Origin of the sequence: Paracoccus homiensis (assembly GCF_900111675.1) — a bacterium.
In the GTDB taxonomy this organism is placed as follows: Bacteria; Pseudomonadota; Alphaproteobacteria; order Rhodobacterales; family Rhodobacteraceae; genus Paracoccus; species Paracoccus homiensis.
This window is the reverse complement of record NZ_FOHO01000001.1, coordinates 42,262-57,922: the sequence shown is the minus strand read 5'-3', so window position 1 is coordinate 57,922 and position 15,661 is coordinate 42,262. Positions and strand designations below refer to the sequence as shown.

Annotated in this window: 14 protein-coding genes and 1 riboswitch; of the genes, 4 read left to right on the top strand and 10 right to left on the bottom strand. The window is 64.7% G+C overall.

The features are described 5' to 3' along the window. Positions 1-35: 35 nt before the first annotated feature. Complete coding sequence (locus BMX67_RS00290) at positions 36-1,415, bottom strand: dipeptidase (RefSeq protein WP_090731573.1); 1,380 nt, start codon at positions 1,413-1,415, stop codon at positions 36-38. A gap of 170 nt (positions 1,416-1,585) precedes the next feature. Here BMX67_RS00290 and hemA point away from each other — a divergent pair, with 170 nt between their 5' ends. Continuing rightward, positions 1,586-2,815, top strand: a complete 1,230-nt coding sequence (hemA, locus tag BMX67_RS00285; protein WP_090731572.1) for a 5-aminolevulinate synthase — start codon at positions 1,586-1,588, stop codon at positions 2,813-2,815. 109 nt (positions 2,816-2,924) lie between these two features. Then, positions 2,925-4,181: a helix-turn-helix domain-containing protein gene (locus BMX67_RS00280; protein ID WP_411956851.1), complete on the top strand. Its 1,257-nt coding sequence runs from the start codon at positions 2,925-2,927 to the stop codon at positions 4,179-4,181. A gap of 65 nt (positions 4,182-4,246) precedes the next feature. Here BMX67_RS00280 and uvrB read toward each other — a convergent pair whose 3' ends face one another. Together uvrB and BMX67_RS00270 are read right to left on the bottom strand one after the other, a co-directional pair. Then, positions 4,247-6,433 (bottom strand): excinuclease ABC subunit UvrB, encoded by a 2,187-nt coding sequence (gene uvrB / locus BMX67_RS00275; RefSeq protein WP_090731570.1) that lies wholly within the window; start codon positions 6,431-6,433, stop codon positions 4,247-4,249. A gap of 73 nt (positions 6,434-6,506) precedes the next feature. Beyond that, on the bottom strand, positions 6,507-7,556 hold the full coding sequence (locus BMX67_RS00270) for a dipeptidase (protein ID WP_090731569.1): 1,050 nt from the start codon (positions 7,554-7,556) through the stop codon (positions 6,507-6,509). Positions 7,557-7,689: 133 nt separating this feature from the next. Between BMX67_RS00270 and BMX67_RS00265 the strand changes: the two genes are divergently transcribed. Beyond that, positions 7,690-8,013 (top strand): antibiotic biosynthesis monooxygenase family protein, encoded by a 324-nt coding sequence (locus BMX67_RS00265; RefSeq protein ID WP_090731567.1) that lies wholly within the window; start codon positions 7,690-7,692, stop codon positions 8,011-8,013. Positions 8,014-8,091: 78 nt separating this feature from the next. Continuing rightward, positions 8,092-8,727, top strand: coding sequence for a ParA family partition ATPase (gene parA, locus BMX67_RS00260; RefSeq protein ID WP_090731565.1), 636 nt, complete (start codon positions 8,092-8,094; stop codon positions 8,725-8,727). A 6-nt stretch (positions 8,728-8,733) separates the two neighbouring features. Here the strand turns inward: parA and BMX67_RS00255 are convergent, their stop codons facing one another. From BMX67_RS00255 to BMX67_RS00225, 7 genes are all read right to left on the bottom strand, one after another. Next, positions 8,734-9,468: an ABC transporter ATP-binding protein gene (locus tag BMX67_RS00255; RefSeq protein WP_090731564.1), complete on the bottom strand. Its 735-nt coding sequence runs from the start codon at positions 9,466-9,468 to the stop codon at positions 8,734-8,736. Next, positions 9,468-10,454, bottom strand: a complete 987-nt coding sequence (locus tag BMX67_RS00250; protein ID WP_090731562.1) for a FecCD family ABC transporter permease — start codon at positions 10,452-10,454, stop codon at positions 9,468-9,470. The genes BMX67_RS00255 and BMX67_RS00250 overlap by 1 nt, the downstream gene beginning before the upstream one ends. Beyond that, positions 10,451-11,203, bottom strand: a complete 753-nt coding sequence (locus tag BMX67_RS00245; protein WP_245739020.1) for an ABC transporter substrate-binding protein — start codon at positions 11,201-11,203, stop codon at positions 10,451-10,453. Before BMX67_RS00245 ends, BMX67_RS00250 begins: the two co-directional genes overlap by 4 nt. Before the next feature lie 25 nt (positions 11,204-11,228). Beyond that, entirely contained in the window at positions 11,229-13,052 is a 1,824-nt protein-coding gene (locus tag BMX67_RS00240) for a TonB-dependent receptor plug domain-containing protein (RefSeq protein ID WP_175479760.1), read from the bottom strand. Positions 13,053-13,169: 117 nt separating this feature from the next. After that, positions 13,170-13,360: riboswitch (cobalamin riboswitch) on the bottom strand. A gap of 36 nt (positions 13,361-13,396) precedes the next feature. Further along, positions 13,397-14,503: an endonuclease/exonuclease/phosphatase family protein gene (locus BMX67_RS00235; RefSeq protein ID WP_090731559.1), complete on the bottom strand. Its 1,107-nt coding sequence runs from the start codon at positions 14,501-14,503 to the stop codon at positions 13,397-13,399. 86 nt (positions 14,504-14,589) lie between these two features. Then, positions 14,590-15,276 carry an NAD-dependent deacylase gene (locus BMX67_RS00230; protein ID WP_090731558.1) on the bottom strand — a complete coding sequence of 229 codons (687 nt, stop codon included), beginning with the start codon at positions 15,274-15,276 and terminating at the stop codon, positions 14,590-14,592. Positions 15,277-15,280: 4 nt separating this feature from the next. Further along, on the bottom strand, positions 15,281-15,583 hold the full coding sequence (locus BMX67_RS00225; RefSeq protein ID WP_090731557.1) for a hypothetical protein: 303 nt from the start codon (positions 15,581-15,583) through the stop codon (positions 15,281-15,283). Positions 15,584-15,661: the final 78 nt, after the last annotated feature.

The window sequence follows — 15,661 nt, the reverse complement described above, 5'->3', positions numbered from 1 at the left end:
GGGGCCGCAGGCGATACGCCGCGGCCCCTTTTTCGTCAGCGCAGCGCCGTCAGGATGCGGGCCCAGGACCGTGCGCCCTTGGTAAAGCTGTTGACGTCGTACTTCTCATTCGGCGAATGGATCCGGTCATCGTCGCGGCCAAAGCCGATCAGCATCGAATCCATGCCCAGGATCTGCTTGAAGTCGCCCGCGATCGGGATCGAGCCGCCTGCGCCGATATAGGCCGCTTCGCGCCCCCATTCGCGGCCAAGCGCGTCCTTGGCCGTCGCGAATGCGGGGTCCGAGGTGTCCATGACGCTGGCCGGGCTGGCGCCGTGATCGTGGAACTCGACGCTGCAATCGGCGGGGATATGGGCGCGGATATGGTCCTGAAACGCCGCGCGGATCTTTTCGGGGTCCTGCGTGCCGGTCAGGCGAAAGCTGACCTTGGCGCGGGCCTCGGCGGGCAGCACCGTCTTGAAGCCATCGCCCGCATAGCCGCCGGCGATGCCGTTGATCTCGCAGGTCGGGCGGTTCCACACCATTTCCAGCGGGGTGCGGCCGGTCTCGCCAATGGGCGTCTTCAGGTCGACGCCCGACAGGAACTCTTCGGCGTCAAAGCCAAGCGCGTCCCAGTCGCGGCGCAGCTCGTCGGTCAGATCCTGCACGCCCTCATAGAAGCCCGGCAGGGTCACGCGGCCCTGATCGTCCTTCAGCGTGGCCAGTGCCTGCGCCAGGATCATGATCGGGTTGGCCGCAAGCCCGCCGAAGCTGCCGGAATGCAGGTCGCGATCGGCACCGCGAATGACCACTTCCTGGCCGACCAGACCGCGCAGCTGCGTGGTGATGGCGGGGCGGCCGTCGGAATACATGCTGGTATCGCAGATCATCGCCAGCGAGGCGCGCAGATCAACGGCATGTTCGCGCAGGAACGGCTGCAACGAGGGCGAGCCCGATTCCTCTTCGCCCTCGAACAGCAGAATCAGGTCCGAGGGCAGTTCGCCATGCACGTCGCGCCAGGCGCGGAACGCCTCGACAAAGGTCATCAGCTGACCCTTGTCATCCGCCGCGCCGCGTCCACGGATCACCTGACCTTGCGGGGTTTCCTCGATCCGGGGCTCGAAGGGCGGGCTGTTCCACAGGTTCAGCGGATCGACCGGCTGCACGTCGTAATGGCCGTAAAACAGAAGCGGGCGTGCCTGGCCGGGCTGCGACCGCGCAACGACCATCGGATGGCCCGGCGTGTCGTGGATCTGCGTCTGAAAGCCCAGGTCGTCCAGCTGTGCCCGCAACCATTCGGCAGCGTCGCGCACATCCGATTTATGTGCCGGATCGGTCGAGATCGACGGAATGCGCAGGAAGGCCAGCAGACGGTCCAGCGCGGCATCGCGTCCCGCGTCCAGTTTGGCCAGCACCTGTTCCAGACCTTGATCCATGTCGACGGCTCCTTATTTCTGACTTGTTTTATTGGTTTTGCCTTATGGGCCTTTGGTCGCGCTGCGACAAATTTGACCTGTCATTTTCAGGATTTGACCTGTATCAACGACCCGCCGCGCGTGGTCGGACAATGATCGCACCCAGCCAGCTATGCAAGGGAACGCCCGCTATGAATTATGATGCCGCGTTGGACAAGGCTATCGGACGTCTTCATGAGGAAGGGCGCTATCGCACCTTCATCGATATCGAACGCGCCAAGGGCCGGTTTCCGCAGGCGATCTGGACGCGTCCCGATGGCGAAAGTCAGGAAATCACCGTCTGGTGTGGCAATGACTATCTGGGCATGGGGCAGCACCCGGTCGTCCTGAATGCCATGCACGAGGCGTTGGATGCGGCCGGTGCGGGGTCGGGCGGCACGCGCAATATCAGCGGCACCACGGTCTATCACAAGGAACTGGAAGCCGAGCTGGCCGACCTGCATGGCAAGGAAGCCGCGCTTGTGTTTTCCAGCGCCTATATCGCCAATGACGCGACGCTTTCGACGCTGCCCAAGCTGTTTCCCGGCCTGATCATCTATTCCGATGCGCTGAACCACGCCTCGATGATCGAGGGGATCAAGCGCAATGGCGGTGCCAAGCGCATCTTCCGCCACAATGATCTGGACCATCTGCGCGAACTGATGGCCGCCGATGATCCCGCCGCGCCCAAGCTGATCGCTTTCGAATCGATCTATTCGATGGACGGCGATTTCGGCCCGATCGAGGCGATCTGCGATCTGGCCGATGAATTCGGCGCGCTGACCTATCTGGACGAGGTTCACGCGGTGGGCATGTACGGCCCGCGCGGCGGCGGCGTTGCCGAACGTGACGGATTGCTGGACCGTATCGACATTTTCAACGGTACGCTGGGTAAGGCCTTCGGCGTTTTTGGCGGCTATATCGCTGCGACGGCCAAGATGTGCGACGCGATCCGGTCCTATGCGCCGGGCTTCATCTTCACCACGTCGTTGCCGCCCACGGTCGCGGCAGGGGCGGCGGCCTCAATCCGGTTCCTGAAAAGCGCCGAGGGGCAGCATCTGCGCGATGCGCAGCAACTGCACGCGCGCATCCTTAAAATGCGGCTGAAATCGCTGGGGATGCCGATCATCGATCACGGCAGCCATATCGTCCCGGTCCATGTCGGTCACCCGGTCCATTGCAAGCAACTGTCCGACATGCTGCTGCGCGATTATGGCATCTATGTTCAGCCGATCAATTTCCCGACCGTGCCGCGGGGCACCGAACGCCTGCGTTTTACCCCCTCGCCGGTGCATGATTCCAGGCAGATAGACCACCTCGTGCGGGCGATGGATGCATTGTGGTCGCATTGCGCGCTGAATCGCGCCGAATTGAGCGCATAGGCAAATCCACTGATGAACTGCTCTCGCCTCCGTGATAACTTGCCATTAATGAAGTGACGTTAACGTCCGATTCGGGACGTCAGAAAGCGTGCGGATGGGGCAGTTGGCAATGAGCAGGCTGCGGGCAATCAACCCGCCAGAGGAGTTTGTGCAGGTGGAGGAAGTGGATCATTTCCTCGACGACGATACCCGGCTCGGCGATATCATGCGCGGAGAACGGGCGACGATGGGCAAGTCGCTGCTGGATGTTCAGCGCGAATTGCGGATCAGGGCGTCATATATCGCCGCGATTGAAAACTGCGACATCAGTGCATTCGACACACCCAGCTTCGTGGCCGGGTATGTGCGGTCCTATGCCCGCTATCTGAACATGGACAGCGATTGGGTGTTCCGCCGGTTCTGTCTGGAATCGGGCTTCCAGCCCACGCATGGCATGGCCGCGTCGGCTGCGGGTCCGAAACCGGCCCGCCGCCCGTCTGACCCGGCCGAGGCGCTGGCCAATCCACATGCATTGTTCATCCCCAAGAAGGAAAGCTTCTGGTCGGATGTCGAACCGCGGGCCATCGGTGCGATTCTGGTTCTGGCGCTGCTGGTCGGCGGTCTGGCCTATGGCGGATGGTCCGTCCTTCAGGAAGTGCAGCGTGTGACCCTGGCCCCCGGCGAGGATCGTCCGGGCGTGACCACGTCGCTGGATCCGGTGCAGGGGGCTGGCTTGCCCGGTCCCGCGCTGGACCCGACCGAGGCGGCGACGCTGGTGCAGAACCTGCCCCAGCCCGAGGCGCTTGACCGGCTGTATCGTCCGCAGATCCTGGAAGCCCCCGTGCTGACCCCGCGTGACGGCCCGATTGCGGCGATCAATCCGAACCTGAACGACATGGTCGCAGGCGCGGTGCAGACGCAGCTTGCGCAGTCCCAGCCCGCGCAGGTCGGGCCGACCCAGGAACTTGGCCTGACGCAGGCCATGGCCTTTGGTCCGCAATTGCCGGATGAACAGGGCACGGTTCGCACCATCGCGCCGGATGCCCCGGAACTGGAGCTTCTGGCCTCGCGACCGGCATGGGTTCGCGTAACCTCTGCCGATGGCACCGTGCTTCTGGAAAAGATTCTGGACGCGGGCGAGCGGTTCACCCTGCCCAAGCTGGAAGAGCCGCCGGTTCTGCGCTCGGGCAATTCGGGTGCGGTCTATTTCGCAGTGAATGGGCGCACCTATGGTCCGGCGGCACCCGGCGCACAGGTGGTCAAGAATATCGAATTGTCGCCCGCCAGTCTGACGGCGAAATACGCGGTCGCCGATCTGGATGCCGACCCCGAACTGAAGCAGATGATTTCGGTTGCGCAGGTTACGCCGGGCACGGACAGCCAATAACCCAAGGTCTGAGGGGCGCGACGGCCATGACCGATCGGCGCCCCTGTATGTGGGAATCCCGACCGTCAGCGACGACGCTTTGACCGCTTGTTGCCGCCGCGCTGCCCTGCACGACCTGCGGTCGAGCGGCCAGAGCCGTCCAGCGCCGATTCCACCGCATCCTGAATCGCGGATTGCCGGGCCAGCGGGTCGTCCGATACCGCCAGATCGACGGCCTCCAGCCGCTTGACCTCGTCGCGCAGGCGGGCGGCCTCTTCGAATTCCAGATTTTCGGCCGCCTTGCGCATCTGGGCGCGCAGCGCCTCCAGATGGGCCTGCAGATTGGCGCCGACCATCGGCTTGTCGACCTTGGTGGTGACGCGCGACTGGTCGGTATCACCCTGCCACAGCCCCGCCAGAACATCCTCGACATTCTTGCGGACGGTTTGCGGCGTGATGCCGTGTTCCTCGTTATAGGCCATCTGCTTTTCACGGCGGCGCTCGGTCTCGGCCATGGCGCGTTCCATGCTACCGGTGACGCGGTCGGCATACATGATGACGCGACCATCGGCATTCCGCGCCGCCCGCCCGATGGTCTGGATCAACGAGGTCTCGGACCGCAGGAAGCCTTCCTTGTCGGCATCGAGGATCGCGACCAGCCCGCATTCGGGAATATCCAACCCTTCGCGCAGCAGGTTGATGCCGATCAGCACGTCGAAGGCGCCAAGGCGCAGGTCCCGCAGGATCTCGATCCGCTCGATCGTGTCGATATCGCTGTGCATGTAGCGGACCTTGATGCCCTGTTCATGCATGTATTCGGTCAGATCCTCGGCCATGCGCTTGGTCAGCGTGGTGCACAGGGTCCGGTAACCGGCGGCGGTGACGCGGCGCACCTCGTCCAGCAGGTCGTCGACCTGCATCTCGACCGGGCGGATCTCGATCTGGGGGTCCAGAAGGCCGGTGGGGCGGATGATCTGTTCGGTGAAGACGCCGCCGGTCTGGTCCATTTCCCATTGCGCAGGGGTGGCCGACACGAAGACCGATTGCGGGCGCATCGCGTCCCATTCCTCGAACTTCAGGGGGCGGTTGTCCATGCAGCTGGGCAGGCGGAACCCGTGTTCCGCCAGCGTGAACTTGCGCCGGAAGTCGCCGCGATACATGCCGCCGATCTGCGGCACGCTGACATGGCTTTCGTCGGCAAAGACGATGGCATTGTCGGGGATGAACTCGAACAGCGTGGGGGGCGGTTCGCCCGGCGCGCGGCCCGTCAGATAGCGGCTGTAGTTCTCGATGCCGTTGCAGACGCCGGTCGCTTCCAGCATCTCGATGTCGAAATTGGTGCGCTGTTCCAGGCGCTGCGCCTCCAGCAGCTTGCCTTCCTCTTGCAGGACCTTCAGACGCTCGGCCAGCTCCTTCTTGATGCCCTTCACGGCCTGCTGCATCGTCGGGCGCGGCGTCACATAGTGGCTGTTCGCATAGATGCGGATCTGCTTGAAACTGTCCGATTTCGTGCCGGTCAGCGGGTCGAATTCGGTGATCGCCTCCAGCTCGTTGCCGAAGAAGTCGAACCGCCAGGCGCGATCCTCAAGGTGGGCCGGCCAGACCTCGACCACGTCGCCGCGCACGCGGAAGCCGCCGCGCTGGAAGGCCGCGTCCAGCCGCTTGTATTGCTGCGCCACCAGCTGACCCAGAAATTCGCGCTGGTCATAGCTTTCGCCGACGATCATGTCCTGCGTCATCGCCGAATAGGTCTCGACCGAGCCGATGCCGTAGATGCAGCTGACCGAGGCGACGATGATCACGTCGTCGCGTTCCAGCAGCGCGCGCGTCGCGCTGTGGCGCATCCGGTCGATGGCCTCGTTGATCTGCGATTCCTTCTCGATATAGGTATCGCTGCGCGGCACATAGGCTTCGGGCTGATAGTAGTCGTAGTAGCTGACGAAATATTCGACCGAGTTGTCCGGAAAGAAGCCCTTGAATTCACCGTAAAGCTGCGCGGCCAGCGTTTTGTTGGGTGCAAGGATGATCGCCGGGCGCTGGGTTTCCTCGATCACCTTGGCCATGGTGTAGGTCTTGCCCGTGCCGGTGGCGCCCAGCAGGACCTGATCGCGTTCCCCGTCCCGGACACCTGCCGACAGTTCCGCGATGGCGGTCGGCTGATCGCCCGCAGGCTTGAACTCGCTTTGCATGACAAAGCGTTTGCCACCCTCAAGCTTGGGACGGCTGACTTCGGGAAAGCGCGCGACCGGCGCGTTGGTGTTGTTGTGGCCCATGGGATATCCGTGCTGTGCGGCGTGTTCCCAAGGTGTGGGCTTGGCCGCGAAAGTCAACCGCGGCCAGCGGGTCTTAGCCGCCCCAGGTCCGTTCCAGCACCCCGATCCAGTTCTGGCAGGCGATCTTGGCGATCAGGTCTTCGCCATAGCCGTGCCGGCGCATCGCGTCGATCAGATTGGGCAGATCCGCCGCACTTGCCAGATCCTGCGGCATCAGGGCCCCATCGAAATCCGAACCCAGCGCGACCCCGTCTTCGCCAAGAATGCCGATCAGGTGGTCCAGGTGCCGGATCATCACGTCCAGATCCTGCAAGGGCAGGCGTTTGCCATCCTCGCGCAGAAAGCTTGAGGCGAAGTTAAGGCCCACAAGCCCGCGGCTTTCGGCGATCACCCGCAGTTGACGGTCGGTCAGGTTGCGCGCGCTGGGGCAGATGTCGTGGACGCAGCTGTGGCTGGCGACCAGCGGTGCATCGGACAGCCGGGCGATATCGTCGAACCCGGCCTCGTTCAGATGCGACAGGTCCAGCATGATCTTCAGCGCGTTACACTCGGCCACCAGCGCCTTGCCCGCGTCGGTCAGGCCGTCACCGATGTCGGGCCCGGCGGGAAAGGCGAAGGGCACGCCCTCGCCATAGGCGGTCGGGCGCGACCAGACCGGCCCCAGCGAACGCAGCCCCGCCGCGTGCCACAGATGCAGCGCGTCCATGTCGCGGATCGCCTCGGCGCCTTCGATATGCATGATCGCGGCGATGCGACCGCCCGCGATCGTGTCGCGCATCCCCGCCGCCGTGGTCACGATGTCCAGCGTGCCAGTCCGTTCCAGCGCCTTCAGGGCGGCTGCCTGCCGAAAGGCGTGCGGCAGGGCCGCGTCATGGCCGATCTGGTCGGGCAGGGGCATTTCAAAGGGCGGGTTCTGCATGATCTTGACCGCTTCGGCATCGTTCGGACCCGCGGGCGAGGGGATCCAGATCGCGAAAAAGCCACCGACCATGCCGCCCTGCTGCATGCGGGGCAGGTCCAGATGCCCGGTCCCGTCCCCGTTCAGCCACAGCCTTGCGCCATTCGGTCCCGCCGCGACGACGCGTTGCAGAAAATCATTGTGACCGTCGAATACGGGGATCATCGCCTGTTCCTTTGTCGTGTCGCGGCGACCATGCCCGTTACGCTGCGCGGCGGCAATGGGGGCATGTCCGCGCTTTGCGGATCGACGAAATCGTCCTAGGCTGAGGACACGCATAGCCAGAGGGAGGTCAGCCATGCCCGATATCAACGCCGATTTCGACGGTCAGACCGTGATCTGCACATTCGAGGTCACGCCGGGCAGCGCCCATGACGTTCTGGATCTGCTGTCCGAGGCATGGGACCAGGTCATCCGCCGCCAGCCGGGATTCATTTCGGGCGCGATCCATCTGAACGACGCGCAGACCCGCATCGCCACCTATTCGCAATGGCGCGACCGCAAGGATTATCAGGCGATGCTGCGCAGCGATGAAATGCGCCGCCGCAACCGCGAAATCCACGGCATGTGCAAAAGCTTCGAGCCGGTGATGTACGAATTGCAGTCGGTCTACGAAAGCTAGGGCCGCGCCTTTCTTTTCCCCGTGCAATCGGTCCGGTGCCTCGCTAGGTTTCTGGGAAAGACCGGCAAGGGGGACGGCATGGCAGGCAAGATCATCACGGTGGCCCAGCAGAAGGGCGGCAGCGGCAAGACGACGCTTGCGGTCAATCTTGCGGTCGCGCTGCATCAGCGGGGGCATTCGGTCGCCCTTGTCGATACCGATCCGCAGGGCAGCATGGGACGCTGGTTCATCGAGCGGATGCAGGCGCAGGGCGAGGATGAGGCGATGGATTTCTCGACCTCGTCGGCCTGGGGGGCCAGCTACGAATCCGAAAAGCTGAAAAAGCGGTTCGATTACGTGATCGTCGATACCCCGCCGAAGATCGACAGTGATCTGCGACCGGCCCTGCGCGTGGCCGATCTGGTGATCGTGCCGGTGGCGACCAGTCATGTTGATCTGTGGGCGACCGAGGGTGTGCTGGACTTGGCCAAGCGCGAAAAGGCGCCGGTTCTGGTGGTGCTGAACCGCGTGCGGCCGAATACGCGCCTGTCGGTCGAGGTTGCCGAAAAGGCGGTCGAACTGGGCGCGACCCTGGCCGCGACGCAGGTCGCCAATCGCGTGGCCTATGCCGAAACGCTGGGGCAGGGGCTGGGCGTGATCGAACGCAGCCGTAGCGGCCCGGCGCGCGACGAAATGGGGGCGCTGACCGATGAACTGGTCGCCGCGCTGGCCTGACGGCGGCTACAGCGGCAGGATCGCGGGGCCTTCGGGCGTGTCGATCCGATGCAGCGCGATGCCGAAGGCGCGGCGCATCAGATCGTCGGACAGAACCTGATCGGGCGGGCCATCCGCAATGATCCGTCCTTCGACCAGCAGGACCAGCCGCGAACAGAACCGCGCCGCCAGCCCCAGATCGTGCAGGCTGACCAGTACGCCGCGCCCCTCGGCCGCAAGATCGCGGAACAGGCGCAGGCAGGCCAGCTGTTGCGCGGGATCCAGCCCGGCGATGGGTTCATCCGCGATCAGCAGGGGCGTTTCCTGCGCCAGGGCACGGGCGATCAGGGCGCGGGTCTGTTCGCCACCCGACAGGCGCAGCGCGGTCCGCTTGCGGTAATCCTGCAACTCCATCCGCGTGATGGCAGCGTCGATCGCGGCAAGGTCGCGCGGGCTGCGGCCACCACCGGGCCAGGGAATGCGCCCCAGCGCGATCAGATCCTCGACGCTGACCGGCCAGGCGATCTCGCGCGATTGTGGCAGATAGGCCGCCTGCCGGGCGCGACGGCTTTCGGGCAGGGCGGCAAGGCTGGACCGGCCCGAAAACGGGATCAGCCCCAGCGCGGCCTCCATCAGGGTCGATTTTCCCGCGCCGTTCGGGCCGATCAGGCCGACGACCTCGCCCGCACCGACCTGAAGATCGATCCCCGACAGGACGGATCGGCGGCGACGGCTGACCGACAGCGCGTGCAGATTGAGCATCAGACACGCCCCCCGCTGCGGGTTTTCCAGATCAGATGCAGAAACAGCGGTGCGCCGACGATGGCGGTCAACACGCCCAGCTTCAGGTCGCGTTCCGGCAGGATCAGCCGCACCGCGATATCGGCGGCCAGCAGCAGCACCGCCCCGCCAAGCGCCGAAGCCGGCAGCAGGACTGAGGGGCGCGCCCCCACCAGTGGGCGCAGCACATGCGGGACCACCAGGCCGACAAAGCCGACGGCCCCGGCAACCGCCGTTGCGGGCCCGACGATCAGCGCCACCCCGGTGACCAGCCAGATCCGCAGCCGCCCCGGCGAAACCCCCAGCGCGGCTGCCGCCGCCTCGCCCAGGGTCAGCGCATCCAGCGCCCGTGCCGACCGTGCGATCAGCACCGCACCCACCACCATCAGCGGCAGGGCCAGCATAACATGGACCATCGACCGATCGGCCAGCGATCCCATCAGCCAGAACACGATTTCATTCGCGGCATAGGGGTTAGGCGACAGGTTCAGCACCAGCGCCGTGCCCGCCCCCGCCAAGGCCGAGATCGCCACCCCGGCAAGGATCAGCGTGACCGACCCACCGCGCGGCCCGGCCAACAGCATCAGCAGCCCGACGCCCACGGCCGCGCCGGTCAATGCCGCGAATGGCAGCATCAGCGCGGCGGTCAGTGCAAGCCCGGTCTGGATCGCGATCACCGCCCCCAGCGCGGCCATGCCGGACACGCCGATCAGCCCCGGTTCGGCCAGCGGATTGCGCAGATAACCCTGCAGCGCGGCGCCGGTCAGGCCAAGGCCCGCCCCGACGGCCACACCAAGGATCGCGCGCGGCAGACGAATTTCGCGCATGACGATCGGCAGTGGACCTTCACCCCCGAGGATCAGCGCCTTCAGCCCCGTCAGCGCGCCGATTCCGGCAGGCCCGATCAGCAGCGAGGCCATGAACAGCATCGCGACCAGCGCGATCAGAAGGGGAAACAGCGGCCTCATTTCAGGGCTTCGATGGCGTCAAGAACATGGGGCGTGCCGCAGACCCAGTCGCGGTCGGTGACATCGGATCGCGGCGCGACCTGCGCCAGTGCAGGGTGATCCAGAACCGCCTCACTGCGGGATTGTCCGGGCCATTTCGCGCCGGTGATCAGGCGGTCGGGGTCGGCCATCACCAGCAATTCCATCGGCAGGGCGGTGGTGGTGGTGATGCCGTAATCACCGGCGATGTTGTAAAACCCTGCCTCGGCCAGGATCGTTCCCGCCAGCGTGTCGCGCCCCGAGGTGATGCCATTGGCATAATACAGCGCGACCCGGCCCCGGTCAGTCTGGTCACGCAGGCGCGACAGGCGTGCATCGAACCGTGTCAGCAGATCCGCCGCCGCCGTTTCACGGCCCAGCAACGCGCCCATCTGTCCGATCTGGTCACGAATGTCGGCGATGCTGTCGGCCGGGGCCATGACCTCGACCCGGATGCCCAGCCGCCGCAGCATCGTGACCGTCGGTCCCGAGGCGAACTGCCCGGCGACCACCAGATCGGGGCGCATCAGATAGATTTCCTCGGCCCGGCCATGATTGGCGGCAAAGTCGAGGGCGGTCCGATACATGGGCGACATGCGCGGATCGCTGGCCAGATCGCTGACCGAGATCAGCTGATCCGGCGCGGCCAGCATCATCGCCAGCTGATCGGTGCAAAGATTCATCGACACCACGCGCGTTGGCGCGGCATGGGCTGGGACGGCGATCAGCATTGCCGCCGCCCAGACACGGATCGCCCTAGAAAGACGCACGGATCCCCGCATAGACGGCCCGGTCGGATGTGCCATAGCCACGCACGACCTGATATTCCTCGTCCAGCAGGTTCTCGATCCGCAGATAGCCGGTCGCGCTGGTGCTGAAATCATACTCGACCGCGGCATTGACCACCGTATAGGTCGGCATGTCCTGCCCCCGGTCGGTCAGCCCGGACACATGCGACAGGCCCAGCATATAACGTGCGCTTGGGCCTGCATCGCCTTCCAGCCGCAGGTTCAGCGCGCGCGCGGGCACCCGGTTCAGGGGCATGCCATCGGGTCCTTCGCTGTCGGTATAGGTGAAATTGCCGCTGATGCGGATCCTGTCCGTCAGCGGGGCCGCTGCCGACAGCTCGACCCCACGGGTGCGGCTGTCACCTGCGACCTGCGCATAGCTGGAAGTGGTGAAATCATAGTCGATCAGATCGGTGATCCTAGATTGGAACACTGTTGCGCGCACGAAGCCGTCATTCGCGAATTTCCGTTCGGCGCCAAACTCGATCCCGCGCGAAGTTTCGGGCTTCAGGTCGGGGTTGCCATAGAACGGTGTGTACAGTTCGTAGGGCGAAGGGGCGCGAAAGCCGGTGCCGATCTGGGCGCGCAGCAACCAGTCATCCGTGACCCGCCATGCCAGCGCAAGCCGCCCGGTGTTTTCGGACCCGAATGCGGAATGGTGGTCATGCCGCCCCGACAGCGCGATATCCAGATCGGGGGTCGCGGCAAGGCGTGCCTCGGCAAAGGCGCTGTTGATGATGAAATCGGCCTCGACCGCGCCCTGATCCAGCGTTTCCTGCGAATGGGTGCCGCCCCAGGCCAGCGTGACCTGATCATGAACCTGCATATCGCCCTTGTAGGTCAATTCGGTCCGTTCGCCGCGCGTGACGTAATCGCCGAAATCCTGGGTCAGTTCCCGGTCGATGACATAGCGCTGCGCCGAGACATGGTTGTTCACACCGGCGATGGTGTAATCGGCAAAGACCCGTGCGCCGCGTGACTTGCTGCGGCTGACCTCGACATAGGGCGCGATCCCATCGGCCACGGCGGGAAAGCTTTCGTCGAAATCGGCACGCGTCTTTTGCCAGAACGCCGCCGCGCCCACGCGCAGATCGGGCCCAAGCTGATAGCTGCCCGACGCCGAGACGCGGCTGGCTTCGGCGCCGTCATCTTCGGAATTGCCGTTATCCTCATCGGCCGCAGAGAAACCGTCGGTTTTCAGGCGCGTGGCGGTCAGCGCGAAATCATAGTCATCGCCCCTGCCGGTCAGGCTGTAGCTGCCCTTGGCGCTGGCATTGCTGCCATATTCGACGGTCGCGGCCTGGCGAACGCCGTTTTCGTCGGGCCGGCGGGTGGTGATCGCGATGACGCCACCGATCGCCTCGGATCCGTACAGCGCCGATTGCGGACCTTTCAGCACCTCGATGCGGTCGATGTCGTCGATCATCAGCGCGCCGGGATCGAAGCTGATCTGCGTGCCCGAGGGGTCGGTCACGTCGATCCCGTCCACCAGAACCTTGACATATTGACCGGGCAGGCCGCGCATCCGCAGCGTGGTTTGCGTTCCAAAGCCGCCATTGCTGCTGGCCGAGATACCGGGCAGGGTGGTCAGGTAATCGACGACGCGCGTCGTTCCCGCGGCCTGTAGATCGGCACGGGTCACGATATCGACCGTCGCACCGGTCTGGCCGATTTCGGCCGGGGTCTGGAAGGCGGTCAGGGTAATCTCGGGCAGGACAAAGCTGTCCTGATCCTGCGCCTGGGCGGCGGTCGCGAGGGCGGCGGTGGTGGCAAGAATGGCAAGGCGGGTCACGGGATCGGTCCTTCCGGCTGCCCCGAACGGGCGAAAATGGTCTGTCCGGCACGAAGCGTGCCGAGGGCGAATACCACCACGACGGAAGTTCCGTTTCGCGCATGCCCCACGCATGCGGTCAGGGTGATCGCCTGGGCAGGTCTCCTGACTTTGCGGGTCAATGCTTGGCCGGGCCTTCCCAACCCCATCGCGGGGCAGTGGCGTTGTCCGGCCTCGCTCTCCGCTTACAGTTGCGGGGGCAGCCGCGGAATTGCACCGCGTTCCCTTTTCACCGGGCAGAACCCGGAACCGAGGCAGGGGCGACCTAGCCCATCGCCCGGATTCGATCAAGTTTTATTGAACGCTCAGGTGATGGGCCGGGGCAGGTCGATCCGTGCCGTGACCGGGAAATGATCGCTGATCTTCCAGTAATCCAACCCATCGGCGGTCTTGCGCGGAATGCGCGCATCCTGCACCCAGCCGGGCCGTGCATTGCGCGAATACAGGATATGGTCGATCCAGACCCTGTGAAAGCTGTCGTTGAAGATCGGGTCGGCAAAGCGCGTGGTGCTGAGATCGCTGAAATCCTCGGCCGCGCGGTCCTTGTCGGGCAGGCTGTCGTAAAGCGCATTGCCAAGGGTCAGGCCGGGTTCCCAGACGCGGCCCATCAGCGTTTCCACCCCCGAGGCCAGCAGCCGCATTTCGGATGTGTCAAAGCCCGGCCCGTCATTGATGTCGCCACAGACGATCAGCGGCATCGCGGCGGTGTCGGCATCGGTCAGATAGCGATCCAGGAAATGTCGCCTGATATGGCGGCATTGCGCCAGCAGGCGGCGGCGGTTGGCATCGGCCATCTGCCACCATTTCGACCACTCATAGGCCTGAAAGATGCCCTTGGATTTCAGATGCAGGCCAAGCACGCGAAAAGGGGCGCCGTCGGCGGGGTTGATCTGGGCGTAAAGCGGACGGCGTTCATAGCGGAACCACTCGAAGATGCCGTTGTCTTCGATATCCAGAAAGAACGGTTCCGACGCGGCATGGATCAGGCCCGCCTCGGGGCTTTCACTGTCCCAGAATGTCGCGGGCGGATCGGCAAATGCCCCGCGATCCAGCCGCAGGGCGATGCCCACGCATTGCGACGATCCCAGTCGCCGTCTTTCGGGGCCGGGGCGGCTGTCATAGCGGGACCGCTGAACATGACACAGCCACGAGCCGGGGGCGAGCGCGTCGAAAATCGCCTGCAATTCGCCCGTCAGGTTGGGGCCTTCGACCACGACGATCAGATCCGCATCCAGATCGGCAAGCCCCGCCGCGATCAGGGCGCTGCGTTCGGCGACGGTGGGGTTTTCGGTCTGCCAGGGGGGCTTGGGGCCGCGCACGCGGGTATCGCCGGGTTTCAGAACCGCGCGACCGTCGCGGTCGGTCGTGACCATGTCGTTCAGCCATTCCAGATTCCAGACTGCAAATCGCATCACCAAATCCTTTTGAACCAATCACCGCCAAACTGCTGTGCGTGCCGTGATCTTAGCGTGATTTCGAGGAAATTTGGGTGAAACTTCTAAGTCTGGGCCACCAGCCCCTGAACCCAGGCGGGGACCGTCACGCTGGCCGGACCGGTGATGCGATGGTCGAAATCACGGGCATTGGCACTGCTGTCGAGGTTCAGTTCGATGCATTCGACGCCCAGCCGCGAGGCATGCTGGGCGAACCCAGCCGCCGGATATACTTGCCCCGATGTGCCGATTGCGGCGAACAGATCGGCTTGTTCCAGCGCCGGCCAGATGCGGTCCAGATGATAGGGCATTTCGCCGAACCAGACGATATCGGGACGCGTCGCCTTGGCCGCGCAGACGGGGCAGGCGTCACCGGGATACATCAACTGCGGCGCGGGCCATCTGGCATCACATGCCGCGCAAAGGGCACCGCTCAGCGCCCCGTGCATGTGGATCACCTGCGGACTGCCGCCGCGTTCATGCAGATCGTCGACATTCTGTGTGACCAGCGTCAGGTCGTGCACCTGCGCCAGTCGCGCAAGCGCGCGATGCGCGTCGTTCGGCTGCGCCTGAGCCGCCCTGGTTCGGCGCATGTTGTAGAAATCATGGACAAGCGCGGGGTCGGCGGCGAAACCTTCGGGCGACGCCACGTCTTCGATGCGATGGTCTTCCCACAGGCCGTCGCTGGCGCGAAAGGTCGCAAGACCGCTTTCGGCGGAAATTCCGGCCCCGGTCAGGACGACGATGCGCATCGGCCTAGCGGCAATAAGCCTCGGCCGTGCCGGCGAAACGCTTGTAGCGGGCCCAGAAGGCGTTGTCGGCATTGGATTTCGACATCCGGACTTCCTGGGCGCTGTGGGGGTCGCGGAAGAAGGACGCGGCGCGGCGCTGGTCGGACCGCGACAGGGTCTTGTCGGCGACGCGCTGGATGCAGCTGCACAGCGGCGCATTGCCGCGGGCGCGATCCGAACGGACGCAGGCACTGTCGATGGGGCCGGACATGGCCAGCGGGGCGGTCATCATCACGGCGGCCGCCGCGATCACGATACGGTTCAGCATGAACTGTCTCCTCGGGTTTCCTGCCTTGGGCGCCGTTGGGTCGGCTTGTTTCGCCCTTATAGCCACAAGATATAGCAA